The sequence below is a fragment of the Clostridium sp. YIM B02569 genome, from assembly GCF_022320765.1.
In the GTDB taxonomy this organism is placed as follows: domain Bacteria; phylum Bacillota; class Clostridia; order Clostridiales; family Clostridiaceae; genus Clostridium; species Clostridium beijerinckii.
This window is the reverse complement of record NZ_JAKJJX010000006.1, coordinates 114452-134950: the sequence shown is the minus strand read 5'-3', so window position 1 is coordinate 134950 and position 20499 is coordinate 114452. Positions and strand designations below refer to the sequence as shown.

The window sequence follows — 20499 nt, the reverse complement described above, 5'->3', positions numbered from 1 at the left end:
ACTGCTAGCATAATAAAAATATTTCTTTAATTTTAGGTTTACATATTATTAAATTATTCTCTTATATATTATGAAAACAAAAATAAAGGAGTGATTCACTTGGATCAAATGGTATTAAAAACCCAACAATGGTTAAATGGAATTTACAAGGATAATTCTAATTACAAAATAATTCCTGAGGATGGGGCTACTGGCTGGACAACAATAACAGCACTAACAACTGCTCTGCAGATTGAACTTGGTATATCTACCCCTAACGGAAGCTTTGGCCCCGCAACAAGAAGTGCATTTGAAAATTTATCAATTGACTCTCAGCCACAAAATGACTGGTCTGAATCCGCTATTATATCTTATCAGCATAAAATATTTATTCTCCAAGGAGCATTATTCTGCAAAGGATATAATCCCGGCGGATTTACTGGTACATTTGGTACAAATACAGAAGCTGCTATAAAACAACTTCAAACTGATGCTGGATTATCTAATGCAAATGGTGTTGTTAATAGTATTTTAATGAAAGCTTTATTATCTATGGATGCTTTTCAAATGCTTACTTATGGTGAATATAAGGACAAATGTGATCAAAAAATACGTACTATTCAACAATACTTAAACAAAAATTATATTTCAAATACTTCTTTTAGTATAGATATAGGCTTAGTACCATGCAATGGAATTTATGACCGTTCTACTAATAAAGACTTAATTTATGCTCTGCAGATTGAGGAAGGCATTTCTACACCAAACGGAGTATTTGGACCTTCAACTAAAAGTAAATGTCCTGTTTTATCATTAGGAAGTACTAAAACTAAATTTATATATTTACTACAGTTTGCTTTATATTGTAACGGTAAAGAATTTGATCCTAATGGATTTGATGGTGGTTATGGAAATGGAGTTAAAAATGCAGTTACAAAGTTCCAAAGTTTTTGCGGCTTAAATGCTGATGGAATTGCTGGAAGCCAAACCTTTGCATCACTGCTTGTAAGTACTGGAGATAACACTAGAAAAGGTACTGCCTGCGATTGTTCAACTACTATTACAGACGCAATTGCAGCTACTCTTAAAGCTAATAAATATGAAGTAGTTGGCAGATATCTTACTGGAAAATTTAGAATGACCTCATCTGAATTAAAAATTATATTTGATAATGGATTAAGAGTTATTCCAATCTTTGAAGTTGGAGGATACAAATTAAGTTATTTTTCATATGACCAAGGTGTCTCCGATGCAGACTCAGCTATATTTGCTGCAGCCCAATTAGGTTTTACTAAAGATACAATAATATATTTTGCTGTTGATTTTGATGCACTAGATTCTGATGTAACATCTAATGTATTACCTTATTTTAAAGCAATAAGCGAAAAATTCACTAACGCAAATTCCATCTATAAAATAGGTATATATGCACCTAGAAATGTATGCAGCAGAGTGCAAAATGCCGGTTATTCTTGCAGTAGTTTCGTATGTGATATGTCTACTGGCTTTAGTTGAAATCTTGGATATCCACTTCCAAAAGATTGGGCATTTGACCAAATTTCAACCATTACTTTACATGGCAATGCAGATATTGAAATTGATAATAATATTTCTTCTGGAAAGAATCCAGGTGTTAATAGCGTAGTTCCAGTCGATATCTTAGGAGCACTTAATGATAACAGTTTTGCAAAACTATTTGGCGTTGAATTCTCAACTCCTGATGCAGAAATAGAAATATTTAATAATGCATTTGTTAAAATTGCTATAGGAGCAGCAGTAAAAGCTGCCTTAGGAGATGACTCAAAAGTTATAAAATTTAAAGGTGGTGAATTTGATGGTGCCGATATACAAACGCCTCTTGATAATCTTAAAGCATCTTTAAATAAAGATAACATTGAATTGTCAGCAATTCTTGCAAAAGCAAAAGATATGGAACTATCAATTAAAACATCAACTAATGGTACTAGTTTAAAGATTGAGCTTGAAAATTCATTTAACGTGCCTGAACATGATACATTTTCTCTTTCAGAAACTTTATCAATTGAATTTAGAGTAGATAAAGATAAATTGCTTGAAGATCTTAAACTTGCTGCAAGCAGCGTAGTTGATTTTGTTAAAGAAAATCCCGCTATAGGTGTCATAATATGCATTGCAGTTGTTGCTGCTATATTACTTGCACTTCCTGAAACAGCTTTAGGTGCTGCAATTATATCTGCTTTTTCAGAAGCAATTGAAGCAATTTCGGCAGTCATTGTAATTGCATAACTTTACTTTATAAAATATCAAAAACCTCCTCAAAATTGAGGAGGTTTTATAGAATTTAAAACTAAACCGAATCAGGATAACTATATTTTAACTCTAAATTTGTATTCTTAATAATAGTATCTAAAAATAAATTCTTATCGTCCATTGAATAGAACGACAATATAGGTATTACTAAACTTTCACCATTCATTGTAGGTATAAAAATATATTGTTCTAATAAATACAAACCTTTTATGGAGTTCCAATTATGAATTTTCTCTGAAAATCTAGTATTAGTTTTTATTCCTTTTTCTATAAATTTTAAATGCGTTGTCTCAAATGTATCTGTTAATTTATTTGTTCCATATATTCTTAGAAATCTTCTTCTTAATGATCTGTTAAATATTTTTTTTCTAAAAAAGAAGAATATAATGTACATAATAATAATAGTTACAGTGTATAAAGTACTTCTAAGTAAAATCATCAATCCAAGCAGTATAAAAAAAGCAAGTACAGCATATGCACGAATTTGCTGTTTGTAAGTTTTTGTGTTAACAATATACTTCATATTAAAAGCTATTAATTCATCCTTTGAAATTTTAAACTCTATCTCCATAATACCTCCTATTTTGTGGCTTATTCTAATCTTAAAAGTATTAGATTAAATTTATTTATTTAAAACAATCTTCATATTATCTTTTAAATTAGTTTTATCTACTTGAACTAATATAACCCATTTCCATGTACCATCAAAACCTTCTATTCCATCAACTTGCGCAACTGATGATTGTTTTAAGTTTACTGTTAAAGTATCATTGCCTACATTTATACTTTCAACTCTATATCCTTGTACTGAACTATTTACGGAAGGTATTTGTAAGTATAAAATTGCCATTTCTTTATCAGGTGATTTCATTGGAATTTCTCTTGGTGTAAAATATTTATCTTTAAATCTTTGAAACTCTTCATTAGTCAACATTAGAATCGTATCTTGCTGAATAGCTTGTTCTTCATCAGTTTTACTAAACCCAATTACATTAGAATAAAATTCTTTAAATGCTACATTTTTATTTGTCGAGCATGCAATCAAAAATTGAAACATAATTATGGTAGTAAATATTAAAAGCAAAACTCTTTTCATATTATACTCCCACCCCTATTAATTTCATTTTTATATCTAATAATTCAGAAAATGTAGACATAGCATATATGCATAACCCCAAAACAATTACACTTATAATACCCATTGAATAAAAAATCACTTTCCATATTTTACTCTCATTCAACTACTTCCCTCCAGTATAAAAGTCTATAATTAGTAATATTAATTACTATCTGAACCAAATTTCTATTCCATATAATAATTATTATAACATATATTTCAAACCACCACATAAACTGCTCATATCATAGCTCTCTACGATCCTTTTACTAAGGACATATCAGAAAAGTACAAAAAAATAGAGGGCACAAGATTACTCTCATGCCCTTTAAACTATTTTATATCACAAAACCAACTTCCTAACGTATCTTTTAATTCCAAACATTTGCTCATAGGCAAATTTTGAGTTTCAACCCAAATTCCCTTTTCATTTGAATTAGCATAGATACGAATATCTTCAAAATATTCTTGCACATATTCCATGTCAACTCCAGCAAAACTTCCATCCCCTCTATATCCAATTGGAAGATAATTAGTTCTTACATATCCATTAGTTTTATTAATTATTCCATCATTAAACTCATTCATATCGCAATCAGTATCTATACCATTTACACATCCTGTTTCAGAATATTGGTGGCCCACTCTATTAGCAAAGAAATTAGAATTTAATTTCCATGGATTATTATTATAATTCGCCTCCCATAGTGGATAACCAGCAATTCTATCATCCAAGTTATCTGTAAAACTAGTATAAGTATAAATACCAATTTGCATATTTGATATCTCTTTAAATTTAACAATAAATCTTAATATATAGTCCATTAGCCCATCAAAATTACTTTCTACGTCTAGCATTGGAATTAGATCATTTGCTTTATCCTTTATAGCATTATAAAAACTATTAGCCTGAGTTTCTGGCTCACTAGTTCCAACTAAAAAATGATAAAATCCTGTTTTTAATCCTTCGCAATGTGCATTGGAATAATTAACCTCTAAACAGCGATCTTTAAATGTTGTACCTTCTGTAGCTTTAATGTAAACAGCTTCTATTCCTGAATCTTTAACCTGTCCAAAATTTATGCTTCCATTATGATTACTTACGTCTATACCTTTCATATATACCATCCTTTCTACTACACTTCCTTTATTATTTATTTTTATATAATAAAAACACCTACTTTTTGATATGCTCCCTTTATAATAGTCAGCTAAAATAATAAACTTGACAGTATGAAGGGACCATATTATTTCCGTAAGTGTTTTTAGTTCATCTACTATTATAGATGATTTCAATATTAATTTTTTATAGATATTATTTAGGATTTCTAAAATTTTTCTATTAATTTTATTTTGCTCCAAGTGAATAATTTATTTATTTAATGCTGTTTATCTATGAATTGTTTTACTGATATAATTCTAATGATATATTTAAAGTAACAATAATTTTTAACTTTTTGTAACAAAATCTTTTTTTAATAGTCATATATACAAATACTAAAAATCCACCTAAATCTTTGAATAATCATTTTAAGATTTATATTGTAAAAGGGGAGGAAGATGGAAAAAACTGATTTTGAAATAATATATGAATTATATGTTAAGAATGTATTTAAGTTCTTGCTAAAATTGACTAAAGACTATGATTTAGCAGAAGATTTAACGCAAGAGACTTTTGTAAAGGCATTTAATAAAATTGAAAGTTTTAAAGGAAAAAGTAAATTGATTGTTTGGCTGTGTCAAATAGGAAAAAACTTATATTTTGATTATTTAAAAAAGACATCTAAAATAGTTGATATTGAAAACATACAAGAAATGGAATTTAATACTAAAAATCTTTTAGAAGATGATTTTGTTAAAAAAGATGAATTAAGTTATATTTTAAAAATAGTTATGCAAATGTGTGACCCTTACAAAACCGTATTCTTTAGTAGAACATATTTAGAATTAAGTTATAAAGAGATAGGTAAAAAATATGAAAAAAATGAAACTTGGGCTAGAGTTACATTTCATCGTGCAAAACTAATGTTACAAAAAAGCCTGAAGGAGATGAAAATATGAAATGTGAAGTAATTATGGACTTGTTACCTGCATACATCGATAATACATGCAGTCCCGAAAGCAAACTTCTTGTAGAAGAGCATTTACATGATTGTGCACAGTGTAGCAAACTTTTTAAAGATGCTACAGAAAATATTGAGGTCAAAAGTTATGATGATAGTGACACTTATGTTAATCTCCAAGAGAAAGATTTATTACTGAATGCTAAAAAGAATATACGATTTGAGACCATAAAAAAAATATTTAAAGTTATATATGCTGTGATTATTGGTCTTAATATATTAGGAATAATTGCTGGATATCTTTCTATTAAAATAGGTTATGATTTAGAATATCCCAGTTTCTATTTTGGAAGTTTAGGAATTAAAACATATAGTGTCTTATTTATTATGTTTATGCTTCCTTTATTTTGCAGTATCTTAGGAAAAATTATTTTAAGTAAGATGAATTATATTAAATCATATGGATGGAAAATTATTTTAAATGTTTTAGTGTTGTTAATTTCTATCATGATAAGTTTGGTTAGTGGATTTATGTTAGTTTTTGTAACTCCACCATTAGAGTCATATACAAATTCACCTAAGAATTACTTACATGTTGGTAATGATATGCGTAAATATGAAGCCATTTATAAGAATTTTTTCCCTGAAAAAGTGCCAAATGATGCTGAAAATATCGACTATTTCTACAGAAAATATAACGGTTTATTTGAAACAACAAGTAGAATTTCAGCTTCTTGGTCATTGCCAGAAGAATCTTATAAATACTATAAACAAATAATTAAAAAAAGTTCAACAATGAGTGAAATTGAAGCTAATAAATATGAAATATATTTGTCTGGCTATGCTTCTCCCCCTAACTTAAAATTAAATTTTGAATTTAATGATGAGAAAAAAGAACTAAAATATACTGCAATAATTGAAAAGAAGTAATAAGCTTATCATTAATAGTTAGTTTAGGAAATAAGATCTTCGAAAAATCAAAGAGTCTACAATAAAATGCTGTAGACTCTATTTTGGGTATTTTATATACATGAATATGACTGTTGATTATAATATTATTATATATGTTGCGATTCACAATGCACATTTCACAATTACGGCTAGAATTCTTGCAATATTTTTAGAATTATCACGAATAATTATTTTTGCAACATAATATATTTTAAAATTATATAACTAAAAAAATATAATCACTTAAACTACAATTCTTTTTTAGTATAAATATATTTCAAAATAGATATTATGAAAGGAGCTTTTTTATGTTTATCATTTTCATGTGTGTACTTGCAGTTTTTTTATTGCTATCATCGATTAGCCTATATTTTAATATTTTTGAAGGATTTAATAAAAAAATTATTAAAATGCGTGGCTTTAATTTTCAATCATCTAGTGAAAATTATTATAAAAAATTAAAACTGTTAGGAAAAAGTGATTTCTTTATTTTCCTATGGTGTTTATTTTTAATTATAATCAAACTTTTTTTCAACGATATTATTACTAGCACAATTGATATGTTAATAAGTGTAAGCTTAATCTTATCAGTATTTATAGATAATTATATATTTTCAAAGAAAATAAAAAATATTTAAAATATGTTATAGTCTCAAATCCGGCCACGTTTCCTTTGAAGTTTTCAATTTTACAACAAGTATTTCCGAGGAAATAACTTTCAAAAAATCATTATGATATATACTTTTCCATCTTAGTTGCTGCCTGCTTTTCTAGCTGCTTGATCCTTTGATAAGACAGCTTTAATTTCTCCTGAACAACATAATACTTTCTATGTTCTATATGAACAATTTTTATAATGTCGCTTTCTTCTTCAGTCAATATAGTAAGTGCATTTTCTATCCTTTTTAATTCTCTTTTCTTATTTGCTTGCTCCCTATATAAAGCTTCTTTTCTTTCCATTAACTTTTCTGCTTGCTGTTCCACACTTGAGGTAATCTTATAAGTTTTACCTGTTCTTTCTCCCATCTCTATTCCACTTATTCCTATGATTTCTTCCTCAATCTCCTGAACTCTTATATCTATATCTTGTATGTCCGCTAAAATCTCTCTATATCTTCTTACTTTATCTATTGTACTGTTCATATTAACCACCCCTAGTTTCTAAATTTCTAAAAATAAGTAAAATTCATTTTGTATATAATAGGTCTCCATATTTAAAATTTGATATATCATAAACAGAAAAATTTGGTACATGTTTGTAACCTCAAAGTTCATACTATGAAGTAGGCATTTTAAAATAAGCTGCTTAGATTCTTAATGAGAAGTTGTTCCATTTACTGCTTGTCACATTGAAAGTAGGAACATGCAGTAATAAGTGTAACCTTCCATTTAGAACATTTCAGTGAAATTTTCATAGCCTTATAGAACAAATATGTATTCAATTTCGGTTGAGATTTATGTAAATTTGATTTTGAACATTATATTATTTCAACTAGTATAGCTAGATGAATTTAGATCAAAAGAAATGGGGAATGATGCCACAATTTTGGTTATTAAAAACCATTACAATGATGCATTTATATGTTATGATTTAATTGTAATCATTCCCAATTCCTTGTTTGCAGAGTGATATTCATATATCACTCCTCCTTACTCATTAGCCTTATTACTTACTAATCTTTCAAAGTTTCCTTATACCTCTCCACAAAATAGATCTCAATTTAATCAAGTTTTATATTCACACTATGATTTATAGATAACACAATTATAAGTTAGATTTATGCTATGAAATATATCCCAACTAGAAATGATTAATATACTTTTGTGGAATGTTTCATTGGTAATTTTGATGGATGTGATTCTTTGGCTATAAGTTGTTCCAAATGTGCTAGTTCAAAGCTTGTTCTTTGAGGCTAGCACTTTGGGTGCAACTTTATAGCCTTAGAATCCCCCATCATAATTACCTAGAAACTGGAACAAAAGTATGTTATTCATTTCGGCGAGTTACATGCATAAATTCAGGTGTTAGTTGGATTATCTATAAATAAAACTATTTATCATCTTCTACTGGCATGAAGCTTGCATCTAAGCTAAACATTAAGAAATAAAATCACCAATCAACTCCCTTTTATAGACTATTAAGTTCAGCTCTAAGCCATTTTAATTTATTCTTTATCAATTCTATTTCTATTCTTAAATTATCTATTCCATCTAAGCATGTAAAATAAGCATTTTCCGCTACATCTCTTTGAAGTCTTAATTCTGCAACCTCTTTATTTCCTTTGACTAATTCCATTATTAAGGTAGCTGGGTATTTATCTTCCCTAAGTTTTAATATTTCCTCAGCTTGTTTTACTTTATATTCTTTCTCTGCCTGAGCCTTTTTAAGCCCCAAAGTTTTTAATTGTGTATTGCTCCTGTTTAATGCTATAATGCATGTATTTAATCTTTGTATAATTCCTTTTGAATCCATATTATTTCTCCCCTCAACTTTATTAATTGAAACTTTATTCTTGATATTTTCACTTGTTTCATTATTTTCATAACCTAATGAATTAATTTCTTTTATTAGAGCAAAATCATTTTCGCACTCTAAATCTTTGTTTCCATCTGCATAGCTATATTCACCTTTCAAAACCTCTCCCCCCATCAACTCAGCACTTTTCTTCTCTAAGAGTTTATTTGCCTTATCTCCAAATTCAGCATGTTTTTTAAAAATTATTTTCCCTGGCATATTGCTGCTTTTTAAGCATATGCACCAATGTATATTGGACATATTCTCACCTCAGTCTATAATTATTTTCCGTGCCTTGAATTTCAACTATAAAATCCTTGGTCATTTCATATATTCTACTTCCTATTGCTTCATCAAAATTTAGCAGTCTTTCAACTGTGAACTCACTTGAAACAATAACTGGCAAGTGATTAAAATACCTATAATTTATCAGTTCAAACATTATATTTATGTCTGTTTCATTAACTTTTCCTTTATATAAATCATCAATTAATAGAATTTCGCAGGTTTGATATTTGCTTAAGGTCTTTTTATAATATTCTTTGTCTAGTATATTTTGTTTAAGGCTTGTAATTACATCTCTATAAGGCATGTAAACAACTTTTATATTATTTTTCAAAAAGTTATTTGCAAGAGCTAAGGCAATATGAGTCTTTCCACTTCCTGGATTACCACAAAGTAGAATTGAATTTTTCCTATTTGATCTTATCTCGTCAAAACTCATATAATAATCTGTTGCAATAAATTTCATTTTTTTAGAAGTTCTTGACCATTCTTCAAAATTGCTAAAGGTCTTTTCTAAATTTTCTGGGTTTATCCCACTATTTTTCCATAGCCTTTTGACATTTTCAATCTCTAAGCACGAACATGGTGTCATCAGTGGTTGTGCATGAAACTGAGCTTTTATAATATAACCTGTATCTTTGCATTTTTCACATTTAAAATGGCCTGTCTCTTGTGCAGCCTTCACCTGCTTTTGGTTTCCGTTCTGGGATTTTAATATTGAATTTTCTCTCACCTGATTTAATATTCTTTGAAGAGCCTCCATAAATATACTTTTCCTCCTTCAATGGATATAATCCCTGCCAACAATGCTCTATGCTGTTTTCTAAAATTTTAATTTGTATTTCTTCGTCTTGAGATAAATCTTTTAGTTTATTCAATAACATTTTTAATTCTTTATCCGTTATTGTTTTTTTGATTCTTTCTCTCATTTTTATAAATTCTAATATACTTTCAATTAGCAGCTTATTTTTAGTAAATTCTTCTATAAATACATTATTCTTATGATTATTATAGTTTTTATTATTCTTGTTAGTTGTTAGCTCTTTGTCAGCTGTTTGTGATATGCTTGTTAATTCACTGCTAGAATGACTGCTATTTTTCTCTTGCTTTCCTTGGTAAAGTTCCCAGTTTACTATCTTTATAAGTCTTCCAGTCTTTGTTACCTCTTGTGTTAAAAAATCATATCTTTCAAATTTCTTAAGGGCAGTTCTTACATTTTGAAGTGATATTCCATCACCACTTTTCTTAACTATTCCCTCCAGGGAAGTTACAAATTGACCTGCTTCTGCTTTAAACTTTGTTCCTTTCCATTCCCACTCTCTTTTTTCATGATTTGCCATACTTAGAATCGTAATCAATATAACCTTCTGCTCTAAAGTTGAATTTAACCAAATAGCCTTTTCAAATAAAACTCTGTGAATCTTAAACCAGCCCTCGCTCATCTTATCAACTCCTATACCATCTTATAGCTTTCGTATTCTTTATATATCATCTTGCATCTACTTCTCTTCCCTTATCGCACATCCAAAAGGAATCATATTCATATGTGGCACATTTTAAACCTTCTAACTCTTCGTTATCTTCTTCGTAATCAAAGCTCTTTAATTCAATAGAATCTGCTTTGCATACTCCATCTTTATAATTTTTACAGGTTCTCCAGTTACACTTAATTAACAATTTGAATTCCCCCTGACATAAAATATCTATCTCGATAACTTTTGTTTTTTACCTCTTCTAATCCACCCATAAATTTTGATGAATCTTTTATTGTCTATCCTGTTATCTTTAAATCTTTAAATATGTCATCTGTTGAGCATTTATAAATATCTGCAAGTCTTTTTATCAGTGCAGGCGATGGTCTTGTCCATCCTTGCTCTAACTTATAAAATGTACTTTTACTTATTTTTAATGCTTCTATAACCTCCTCACTATCAAGACCAGAGTTTAATCTCCTTAATCTTATTGGTGTTAATTTCATATATTCTCCCCCATTCAATCGACGTTCTTAGCTGCTTGTCTGTCTTACTATACTTATATTTTATCAGTTTTTCCGATAAAACCAAAACCCGTTTCTATCGTCAATAATGATATTTTTATCAATTATATCAGTCATGCTTATATTTTCTCTTTTTCCCTTAATCTTCCTAATTAATTTATCAGTATATATGATAAATATGTAAAATTAATAAGGGCTAGATATTCTCTAGCCCTCATTAATTCTTTAATCATATTGATTTTTACAAACCTCTTCCACTTAACCATTTATATCATTGTCTTTCAAAATTCAGAAGTTTTATACTTTTAAGCAAAGAACAAAATCGCAGGCGAATAAGATTTCTTTTTTATTCTTTTTAAAATACAAAAACTAGTCAATCAACCTTTTTTAAGTTATACCCTCAAGGAAGTACCTCGTCCACAAATTTTATTGGAATATAAATTCCTAAATAATAAAAAAACAGCCTACATATTTAATGTAAGCTGTCAGATTCTATATAATATGAGGACACTTCATCTCCTCGCCTTATACCAAAATCTTAGGCGACATGGACTTTTTATTATTTTTATATTCCTTACAATCCAAAATGAAAATTGATACTCGCCTGAAAATAAAGTATGTATATATGTTACAATTTACAATCTACATTTCACAATTCACAATCACAGATAAAATTCTTGTAATATTTTTAGAATTATGATGAAGAGTTATTTTTGCAACGTATATGTTTTATATATTTACATGGGTCCTCTTATATAAAACTGGTATTGCCAATGCTATAAGGAGTATCCCCATAAAAGCAGGTGCTGAATGACCAAGTGATACATAAATTTGTCCACCAATGATAGGTCCAATCATTCTTGCTAAAGCCTGAATAGATTGACTGCCTCCTTGAATCCTTCCTTGTTCACTTGAATCCACAGATTTAGAAAGCATCCCATTGAATGAAGGCCCAAATATTGAATCACCAAAACCGAATATAAACATTCCAATGATAAAGAGAGGATAAAATGATAACAAAGCGGATAGAGCAATAAAAGCATATCCTATAATCTCCGACCCCATGCCGAGAATCGCTATTTGTTTATCATTAAGTTTTAGCAAAAGCTTTGGCATTATAAGGCTCTGTGAAATGATATCTTGAAAGCCCATAATTGAAAACATGAGTCCGATTACTGTAGGCTTCCAGCTAAAAGTATCTATTGTAAATTGTGAAAATACTGCTTGCAAAGATCCGTTTGGTATCCAAAGTAAGAACCCTGATATAAGTAACATTTTTATACTTTTCATAGAAAGTATGCTTGCAAGCTGTGTAAATGGATTTAGTCTCACAAAAGTGATCTTCTCTAATCTATCTTCATTGTGAAGACTCTCAGGCATAAAAAAGATTCCATAAATAACATTTAGTAAAGTTATTATTGCTCCAAAATACATTGGTACAGAATAACCAAACTTAGCAAGTAATCCACCTAAAGTTGGACCAATTACAGTACCTACACCTACAATAGCGCTCACCCATCCAAAGTATTTAGTTCTCTGATTACTAGGAATTATGTCTGCAAAATATGCAAAAATAGTACTTATAGTCCCACCTGTTATACCATCTATTATACGCCCGGCAAATAGTATCCATAAGGCGCCTCCTATACCAAAGACTACGTACCCGATTGCTGAACCCAATAGACATACTAAGAGTACTGGACGACGTCCATATCTGTCGCTCAAAGCACCAAGACCTGGAGCTGCCAAAAACACGCAAACTGCATAAACAGATGTAAGGAGTGTAACAACTATAGCTTGTTCTCCTGCATTACTTGTATAAGGCTGAACTAAGAATGGAACGACTGGTGCTATGATCGTAAAGCCTATTCCACAAAGAAATACAGATATAAGACCGAATATTAAAGCATGTTTATCTATAATTTGTTCTGAGTTTTGTTCATTATTTGATTTAAATTTGGACATTTAAACCCTCCTATCAATATCTGTTATTTTGTAAAGATTTATGAGTGATGTTGATATAAACTGAGTGAATCCTACTGCTAATAGTTGTTATTTTGTTTCATTAAGAACTATTATTACCGTGTAACAAATTGGGTATTTTTGACCATCCCTCCAAAATGGAGGAATGAGCAAAGATACCTAGTATCCTTATTACTTCGAGATCCCTTCCGAAACAATTGTTTTTCCTACATCTTTTAACATAATGTTAAGATCTTCTCTTTCATTTGCTGGTCCATTTCTCAAACCAGTAACAACCGGTACCTCTTTAACATCAAATTCAAGCAGCTCAAACATGTGCTTAGTATAATCAATATACGACTTGAATAGCTCAGGATCTGGATTTCCCTGATTAAATGTAAGAACTAGTCTTTTTTCAGCTGCATTTTCTTCCTTGAAATATGGAGAGTATCGTGGAGAAAATCGTGCAAACATCCTGTCAATGATGATCTTTCCTTGAGCACTCATCTGCATCATATAAATCGGCGAACCAAAAACAATCACATTTGCACGGTCAATTGCATCATTAAGTTTTTGCATATCATCTTTGATAACACACCCCTGATCACCTTTATGGCAGGCCCAACATCCTTGACATGGTTTGATATCAAGACTATTGAAATCAAAGTATTGAGTTTCAGCACCTTGTTCTTTCGCACCTTCGAGTATTTTATTTACTATCCAGGCAGTATTCCCTTCTTTCCTTGAACTAGCTATAATTCCGATTACATTCATACTTTTTCCTCCTTGCATACCTTTTATATCTATAGTTTGTTTTGTACTTTCTGATTTCATTTTAAATTCTCCTTTAGTAGCAGATATTTTTTTGTTTACCTCTCAACAAAATCATCTTAACATTATTTTGTTTACCTGTCAACAAAATATCATCAATAAAAATGCAGCCTATTACAAATAGTTTTAGGCTGCCTGTTGTTTTATTATAGATAAACAATTTAAGAATTAAACTTATTAGATGAACATATTTACAAAGTCGCTAAAACTTTGAGTTCATATCTGCACTAGAAATCATAAATATATTTGTGTAGAAAACATTTGAAAATGAGCTGTTAAAGGTTCTTAGCTGTAGGTTGTTCCATTTTAGCTTGTCAAACTGAAAGTTGGAGCATGCTAAAGTGGATACAACCTGCTGCTTAGAACCTTCAGCGATATTTTCATAGCTTTTCGGAATCAAAATATTTATGATTTCGGCGAGTTATATGCATAAGTTCCGGTATCTAAAGTACATTAGAACTAGTTTCTTGTTCTTTAACGGAACTTTGCTTTCCTTGAAGCAGTTTTGCTGCAATAGCCGATACAATTGGAACTGTAAGTATAACTGCTAAGCTCCCGCAAACAGCATTAAGAATATCAATTGCAACACCGTTTGAGTTAATCAATTGCCTAAACTGTACTTGGTAAGAGTACATTAAAATAAAAGAGAAAATGGATTCACCTAGGAATGCTAGAATAAGAGTATTACTCATAGTCCCCATCATATCTCGTCCAATATTCATACCTGAACTGAATAATTCACTAAAGGACGCATCCTGATTTTGCTTCTTTAATTCATTGATTGAGGTAGCAATAGAAATAGCAATATCCATTACAGCTCCAAGTGAAGCAATAATAATACCTGTAAATAAAAGATCTTTCACCTGCAGCTTACTTTGTCCAGCAATGTTAAGCAATGCATCTGTATCTGAAGATGTATAACCAGATATACCTAGAATCCTACTAAAAATAAGCATAATTACAACTGACACAACAACACCTGCAACTGTTCCTAATACAGCGGACAAAGTTTTTCTATCAAATCCACCCACTAGAAAGAGGGTTACGCAAGAAGTTACAATGACAAGCAACATAGTTGCCAAGACATCAGACACACCCATGAAAAGTAATGGAACAAAAATAAATAATACCGTGGTCAATGTAAATATTATCCCTAGCACAGAATGAAAACCACGCCATCCACCTACTAAGCAGATTGCTCCAATAAAAAGGCCTATAAGTACAAGCAAAGGAACAACACGATATGGTGCAAACATATAAACATTTACGTATGATTTATCATCAGTAGATGTATTAACAGACACCACAATATCCTGTCCATTATGAAGAATAAAATTAGTATCATAATTAAGGGCATTATTAACCTTAAAAGTCTGTCCTTTATATTGCCCACTTTCTATAAGTACATCTACAATTTGTCTTCCAATGTAAAGCCCAGAAAAACCTGATGAATTTATTACCTGTTCATCAATTGAGAGAACTTTACCCTTTTCATAATGTACTTCTCCACCTGCTCCCGAACTAAATGGATTATAAATAGGTGTATGTGAGCTAAAAAGTATAGCCAGTATAATGTAAGCAGACAAAATGGCAATAGATCCAATAATTTTGCCCCCTATTTTAATAGATGAAATCCAACCTAATTTTATATTCATAATATTCATGCTATTCTCCTACTTCTATACTGCCTTATAAAAAGCAGTTTAATTTTATATGACAAACAGTCCAGTCAATATTAACTGAACTTTTGTCTTTTACTAAGTTATGCTTATTTATTATTTCTTTGTAATAGTGTAGCTATCAATTAATGATTGATTACCAATTGTATAATCATTTGCTGCATAAGTCTTGATTGTAAATGTATCATCAGTGAAACTTACATATGAGTACGATGGAACATACCCCTGCCATCCAACAACACTAAATGAATGATCAGCACTTCCGCCAATTGTATCATTATTACCCTTGTTGAAGTCATAATATTTACTTCCTGTACCTGAATCAAGAGTAAAGTAAACTGTTCCCTTAGGATTAGTTACACTGTCTGGATATTCTTTTTTTGCATAAGTAGCATTTGGATTTGTAGTGCCTGGTACAGAAGCGTTGCTACTATTTTTCAAAGTTTCAGGAGCACCAGTATTAGGATCAACAGCACTTCCATTTAACATTTGTGCAGTACGAGTATAGTAGTGATCATGCCCTTGTAATACAACATCTATATTGTATTTATCCATCATTTTTGTCCAAGTATTACGTATTGTTAAAACTGGGTCATCAAGTTCATTTTTAGTATTGTGATTAGCTTCGCTGTATGCAGATTGGTGCCATGTAGCAACCTTCCACTTTACATTTGGATTAGCTTTAATAGCCTCTGCTATAAATTGGTCATGATCAGCAGTACCATAGTTATTTGCATTCAATACCAAAAATAATACTGGACCAGCAGTAAACCAGTAGTCACCATCATTTCCATATTGTGTAGCACCTAACTTGCTTATATTTGGCTGATTATAGTGATAGCCATAATATTCACCCATTTGGTGATCATGATTACCACAGAAAGCAGCCAAAGGCATGTTTTGCATGTAATTCACTGTAGAATCAGGATTAAAGAAGTCCCTATATTGATACCATTGTCCATCAGATGAATTTGAAGGTTGAACTAAGTAATTATAATCGTTAATTTGATCTCCCATTGAAAAAAGGAAGTTTAAGTCCTTATTTTGAGTCACTAGTTTCAGCATATTATTCCAGCCTGTTTTATCATCATTTAAGTTCTTGTGACCACCTGTAGCATTAGATTTAGCAGTACCTTTAGAATTATCAAATGCACCAATTTGTGGATCACCAAAAGCAGCAAACGTTACTTTATCGGTAGGTAGTGTGGTAATTGTATAAACTGGACTCCAATTACCTTGTCCATCACTTACAGAATAAGAGTATTGTGTATCTGGATCTAATCCTTTTATTTTCACTTTATTTGAATATTCACCAGTTGGAGCACCTTCTGTTTTCTTCCCATTATAAACATCATCCCCATTATTAGCAGGAGTAGCCTTTCCATTAATATCTGTAAGGGCTGTCTCATTCTGATTAATAGATTGTGTAGCTTTTACAACAGTTTGTTCCGCATCCTGAATATCTGCAGAAGTTGGAAATTCTGTACCCTTCATATTAGATGTACGTGAAATTTTTATTTGTGTCTTTCCAGAAGATTGTGTGAACCAAGCAAAATCAAGCTCTTTGGGATCAGAACCAACATTTGCATTAATATTATAAGGTCCTGTAACCTTAGGTAATGAGAAATTTTCAATACCTGATGTACCAGTAATTTCAGCATTAACGTTCCTTATAAAAGGTATACTGGCAGACGTAGCCATGACTGTGGCTACAGCAATTGGAAGCATGAATTTAACTTTCTTACTAATTTTCATATAATCTTACCACCTTCTAAATATTTTGTTCTTATATAAAGTTACTCCTTTTATTTTAAATACCAGTTAACTTATAGTTAATTTCACTTTAAATATTATATTTTACCTAAAATTACATATTTTTACTGGCATTGCGTTGGTAAGACTACGTTACATACAATTTTATTGCAAAGGAATTATGAAATTTCTAGTATAAGACACACAAAATTTTAACAATGACAGATAATCATTTCACATATAAATTTAAATTCAATTCTGTTAATCTATAGGGCTCCACAATGATATTCAAACTTATGAAATTTCGATATGGCTGTTATTCAGGAAATTTAAACAGTGAATATGTATTGTTATCAATATGGAACCCTATATGTAGATAACACAATTATAAACTATACTTAGACTATAAAATATCTTCCAACCAGAAATGAGTAATGTACTTTTGTGGAATGTTTCGTTGGCAATTTTGATGGATGTGATTCTTTGGCTATAAGTTGTTCCAAATGTGCTAGTTCGGAGCTTGTTCTTCGAGGCTAGCACTTTGGGTACAACTTTATAGCCTTAGAATCACCCATCAGAATTGCCTAGAAACTGGAACAAAAGTATATTATTCATTTCGGTGTAGTATCCCATAAGTCTGTTTATCTATATTGAAAGAAATAAAAATACAGCCCATTCCAAATGGAATTAGGCTGCTTATAGTTTTATTTTAATTATTCAGATTTATCCGACTTAGTATCTATTCCAAGTTTATTTATTTCTGCGTCCAAATGTCTGCTATATTTTTCTATGAAGCCAAGCATAGCGTCAAATTGTTCATCAGTCACTTGCTCAAATACGACTTTATCTCGATCTTGAAACTCTTTATGCAGCTTTTCATGGATCTCATAAACTTTTTGGCCTTGTTCAGTAAGCCTAAAATAGATCTCTTTCTTATTATCTGGCTTCTGATAGCTTTCTATAATGCCTCTTTGTATAAGCTTCTTTGTCATTTTACTTATAGCTCCCCTAGTCATATAAAGAGACTCTGCAAGTTTTGTCACGTTGGACTCTACGTTTCTTCCAATACATTCAATGTAATGTACTTCTGATGGGTTATATCCCTTAAGACTATCTTCCATCTTAAGTTTATTAAGCCAAGCCATCTTATTAAATACTTTCCTAAAATCCATTAAGACCTGTTCTTGTTTGTTCATGGCCTATCCTCCCACTTTTTGACGCATTAACAATATTATATTACTCTTTTGTTTCCATTTCAACAATATCAAAATAATATTTTAGAAATTGAACTATACGTAAAAAGTTACTCTTAAAATTAGATTCTTAGTTCTCAGAATCACCAATTATCTCTAGCAACTCACATGGCTTGTCTATAATGTAATCAGCACCTTTTTCCTTTAGAAGATCTCTATCTCTAAATCCCCAGGTTACGCCTACACATTTAACTCCAGCATTTCTAGCTGTTTTTACATCTACTTCTGAATCGCCAACATATATAGCTTTATCATCAGTAGAATCTAACTCCTTTAAAGCTTTAATTACTGTATCAGGGGCTGGTTTTTTAGCAATATTTGAACTTTCTCCAATTGCAACTTTTATATATTGTTCAAAATAAATCTTATTAAGCTCTTTTACTGCTGCATCAAATTTATTAGAAACAATTGCAAGCTTATAGTTTTCCTTTGATAAAACATCTAAAAGCCCCATGATTCCTTCATATGCTTTAGTTTTATTTTGCATATTTTTTGAATAATGACTCCGAAAATCTGCAAGACATTCCTTATAATAAGGATTATTTAAGCCGTCAGGTACAGAAAGCTCCATTAAACGCCCAACTCCGTTTCCTACAAAACTTCTAACTTCTTCCTTTTTTCTAGATGGAAAATTATATTTTCCTAATGCAAAATTCACGCTATCAGCAAGATCTTCAAGAGTGTCAAGAAGCGTTCCATCCAAATCAAATATAACTGTATCATATTTCTTCATAAATAGTATCTCCTTAAAAAACATATAAATTTTTATTTACAACTTATTGTTAGTTAATTATAACAAAAAGCAATTAGAAATAGAATTATACATTGAAAAAACATATATAAACAAAGATAAAAGAGGTAATTTACATTTTTGCGTATTACCTCTTTTATCTTTATATTTTACTATTCTCTTTTAACCTCATAAAATACACCTTCATCAAAATAAAGTAAAGTATTATTGTCCTTGATGAATAAAGTTATTTTATCTGATACATTTAATTGCATAATAGAATCAGTACTAACACCTATTTTTGAAAGATTGGTCTTATACTCACTCGCCATATTATTTTGAGTTTTGTTTATCATCTTATATTGTGGATTATTATAAGATTCATTACCAAAGGTCGCTAAGTTATTTGACAAACTAATCTTTAAACCTATTAGTGATGTTTTTTCACCAACAGATACCTTTGCATATCCTGCTACTTTTTTGATTTCCCAATTACCATAAAATGATTTTTCATCATTACTAGTTTCTTTATCATTGTTTTGTGAACTAGAATTATTATTCGTGCTATTATTGTTTTTCTCCACTGCAATATTTGTATCTTTGCTATCAGTAGATGAGCTAGCAGTATTATTTGTTTCAGTATTATTATCTGTATTTTTTGAATCACTGTTACTAGTAGTATTATCACTAGTATCTGTAGTAGCCTCAGTAGTTGTATCATTATTGGTTTGGTTAGCATTATTTTGTGGTTTTTGATTTCCACAACCACTTAATGTTACTAATATAGCTGCTACTGATAAAATAATTTTTATCTTTTTCAATTTTATTCTCCTTATTGGATTAACTTGTTGTATTTTAATACGAACATATTTTAACATAAACATACATGGCTTACAATTTTTATATTTACTCTAAATTGTAAATGCGCTTTTGTAATAATATTATAAAGTGTACATTATAGAAATAACCTTCAGAATCTTTGCAGGTTATTTTTATCTCTCCACAATTCTATCTTTAGGTCAACATTTTTCTTTCTAATAACTTTATGATAAGGTATTTTCTTTTTAGCCGCATAATCAGTTAAGTCTATAGCAGTT

At 30.1% G+C, this 20499-nt stretch carries 22 protein-coding genes; 4 read left to right on the top strand and 18 right to left on the bottom strand.

The window, feature by feature from the left end; translation table 11 throughout:
- Positions 1-108: 108 nt before the first annotated feature.
- The gene (locus L3B96_RS07610) at positions 109-1494 is read left to right on the top strand and encodes a glycoside hydrolase domain-containing protein (protein ID WP_238860112.1); all 1386 of its coding nucleotides are present in this window, start codon (positions 109-111) and stop codon (positions 1492-1494) included.
- Here L3B96_RS07610 and L3B96_RS07605 read toward each other — a convergent pair.
- A complete protein-coding gene (locus L3B96_RS07605) occupies positions 1446-1874 on the bottom strand; it encodes a hypothetical protein (protein WP_238859929.1) in 429 nt (142 codons plus the stop codon). The genes L3B96_RS07610 and L3B96_RS07605 overlap by 49 nt on opposite strands.
- A gap of 4 nt (positions 1875-1878) precedes the next feature.
- On the opposite strand from L3B96_RS07605, the gene L3B96_RS07600 reads away from it, so the two are divergent.
- On the top strand, positions 1879-2244 hold the full coding sequence (locus tag L3B96_RS07600) for a hypothetical protein (RefSeq protein WP_238859927.1): 366 nt from the start codon (positions 1879-1881) through the stop codon (positions 2242-2244).
- A gap of 61 nt (positions 2245-2305) precedes the next feature.
- On the opposite strand, the gene L3B96_RS07595 is transcribed toward L3B96_RS07600, so the two are convergent.
- The 4 genes from L3B96_RS07595 to L3B96_RS07580 all read right to left on the bottom strand — a co-directional run bounded on the left by L3B96_RS07595 (position 2306) and on the right by L3B96_RS07580 (position 4504).
- Entirely contained in the window at positions 2306-2839 is a 534-nt protein-coding gene (locus L3B96_RS07595; RefSeq protein ID WP_017210184.1) for a YcxB family protein, read from the bottom strand.
- A gap of 51 nt (positions 2840-2890) precedes the next feature.
- On the bottom strand, positions 2891-3364 hold the full coding sequence (locus L3B96_RS07590; protein WP_023975171.1) for a hypothetical protein: 474 nt from the start codon (positions 3362-3364) through the stop codon (positions 2891-2893).
- Position 3365: 1 nt separating this feature from the next.
- On the bottom strand, positions 3366-3509 hold the full coding sequence (locus tag L3B96_RS07585; RefSeq protein WP_238859925.1) for a hypothetical protein: 144 nt from the start codon (positions 3507-3509) through the stop codon (positions 3366-3368).
- A 209-nt stretch (positions 3510-3718) separates the two neighbouring features.
- Positions 3719-4504: a GH25 family lysozyme gene (locus L3B96_RS07580; RefSeq protein ID WP_238859923.1), complete on the bottom strand. Its 786-nt coding sequence runs from the start codon at positions 4502-4504 to the stop codon at positions 3719-3721.
- Positions 4505-4945: 441 nt separating this feature from the next.
- On the opposite strand from L3B96_RS07580, the gene L3B96_RS07575 reads away from it, so the two are divergent.
- A complete protein-coding gene (locus L3B96_RS07575; RefSeq protein ID WP_238859921.1) occupies positions 4946-5446 on the top strand; it encodes a sigma-70 family RNA polymerase sigma factor in 501 nt (166 codons plus the stop codon).
- Positions 5443-6378 (top strand): zf-HC2 domain-containing protein, encoded by a 936-nt coding sequence (locus L3B96_RS07570; RefSeq protein ID WP_238859919.1) that lies wholly within the window; start codon positions 5443-5445, stop codon positions 6376-6378. Before L3B96_RS07575 ends, L3B96_RS07570 begins: the two co-directional genes overlap by 4 nt.
- Positions 6379-7128: 750 nt before the next feature.
- Here L3B96_RS07570 and L3B96_RS07565 read toward each other — a convergent pair.
- The 13 genes from L3B96_RS07565 to L3B96_RS07505 form a co-directional block, all read right to left on the bottom strand.
- On the bottom strand, positions 7129-7542 hold the full coding sequence (locus L3B96_RS07565; RefSeq protein WP_238859917.1) for a hypothetical protein: 414 nt from the start codon (positions 7540-7542) through the stop codon (positions 7129-7131).
- A 985-nt stretch (positions 7543-8527) separates the two neighbouring features.
- Positions 8528-9175, bottom strand: coding sequence for a hypothetical protein (locus L3B96_RS07560; RefSeq protein WP_238859915.1), 648 nt, complete (start codon positions 9173-9175; stop codon positions 8528-8530).
- 4 nt (positions 9176-9179) lie between these two features.
- The gene (locus L3B96_RS07555; protein WP_238860109.1) at positions 9180-9884 is read right to left on the bottom strand and encodes an ATP-binding protein; all 705 of its coding nucleotides are present in this window, start codon (positions 9882-9884) and stop codon (positions 9180-9182) included.
- Positions 9853-10641 carry a hypothetical protein gene (locus L3B96_RS07550; protein WP_238859913.1) on the bottom strand — a complete coding sequence of 263 codons (789 nt, stop codon included), beginning with the start codon at positions 10639-10641 and terminating at the stop codon, positions 9853-9855. The genes L3B96_RS07555 and L3B96_RS07550 overlap by 32 nt, the downstream gene beginning before the upstream one ends.
- A 46-nt stretch (positions 10642-10687) precedes the next feature.
- The gene (locus L3B96_RS07545) at positions 10688-10876 is read right to left on the bottom strand and encodes a DUF1540 domain-containing protein (protein WP_077831704.1); all 189 of its coding nucleotides are present in this window, start codon (positions 10874-10876) and stop codon (positions 10688-10690) included.
- A gap of 94 nt (positions 10877-10970) precedes the next feature.
- Complete coding sequence (locus tag L3B96_RS07540) at positions 10971-11177, bottom strand: helix-turn-helix transcriptional regulator (protein WP_238859911.1); 207 nt, start codon at positions 11175-11177, stop codon at positions 10971-10973.
- A gap of 747 nt (positions 11178-11924) precedes the next feature.
- Positions 11925-13160 carry an MFS transporter gene (locus L3B96_RS07535; RefSeq protein WP_238859909.1) on the bottom strand — a complete coding sequence of 412 codons (1236 nt, stop codon included), beginning with the start codon at positions 13158-13160 and terminating at the stop codon, positions 11925-11927.
- A 189-nt stretch (positions 13161-13349) separates the two neighbouring features.
- Positions 13350-13931, bottom strand: coding sequence for a flavodoxin family protein (locus L3B96_RS07530; protein WP_238860107.1), 582 nt, complete (start codon positions 13929-13931; stop codon positions 13350-13352).
- Between the two features lie 500 nt (positions 13932-14431).
- Positions 14432-15643: a YibE/F family protein gene (locus L3B96_RS07525; protein ID WP_343073069.1), complete on the bottom strand. Its 1212-nt coding sequence runs from the start codon at positions 15641-15643 to the stop codon at positions 14432-14434.
- Between the two features lie 120 nt (positions 15644-15763).
- Positions 15764-17422, bottom strand: a complete 1659-nt coding sequence (locus tag L3B96_RS07520; protein WP_238859897.1) for a metallophosphoesterase family protein — start codon at positions 17420-17422, stop codon at positions 15764-15766.
- Positions 17423-18132: 710 nt separating this feature from the next.
- Entirely contained in the window at positions 18133-18615 is a 483-nt protein-coding gene (locus L3B96_RS07515; protein WP_039773770.1) for a MarR family transcriptional regulator, read from the bottom strand.
- 127 nt (positions 18616-18742) lie between these two features.
- Positions 18743-19405 (bottom strand): HAD family hydrolase, encoded by a 663-nt coding sequence (locus L3B96_RS07510; protein WP_238859895.1) that lies wholly within the window; start codon positions 19403-19405, stop codon positions 18743-18745.
- 170 nt (positions 19406-19575) lie between these two features.
- Positions 19576-20223 carry a hypothetical protein gene (locus tag L3B96_RS07505; protein WP_077308431.1) on the bottom strand — a complete coding sequence of 216 codons (648 nt, stop codon included), beginning with the start codon at positions 20221-20223 and terminating at the stop codon, positions 19576-19578.
- Positions 20224-20499: the final 276 nt, after the last annotated feature.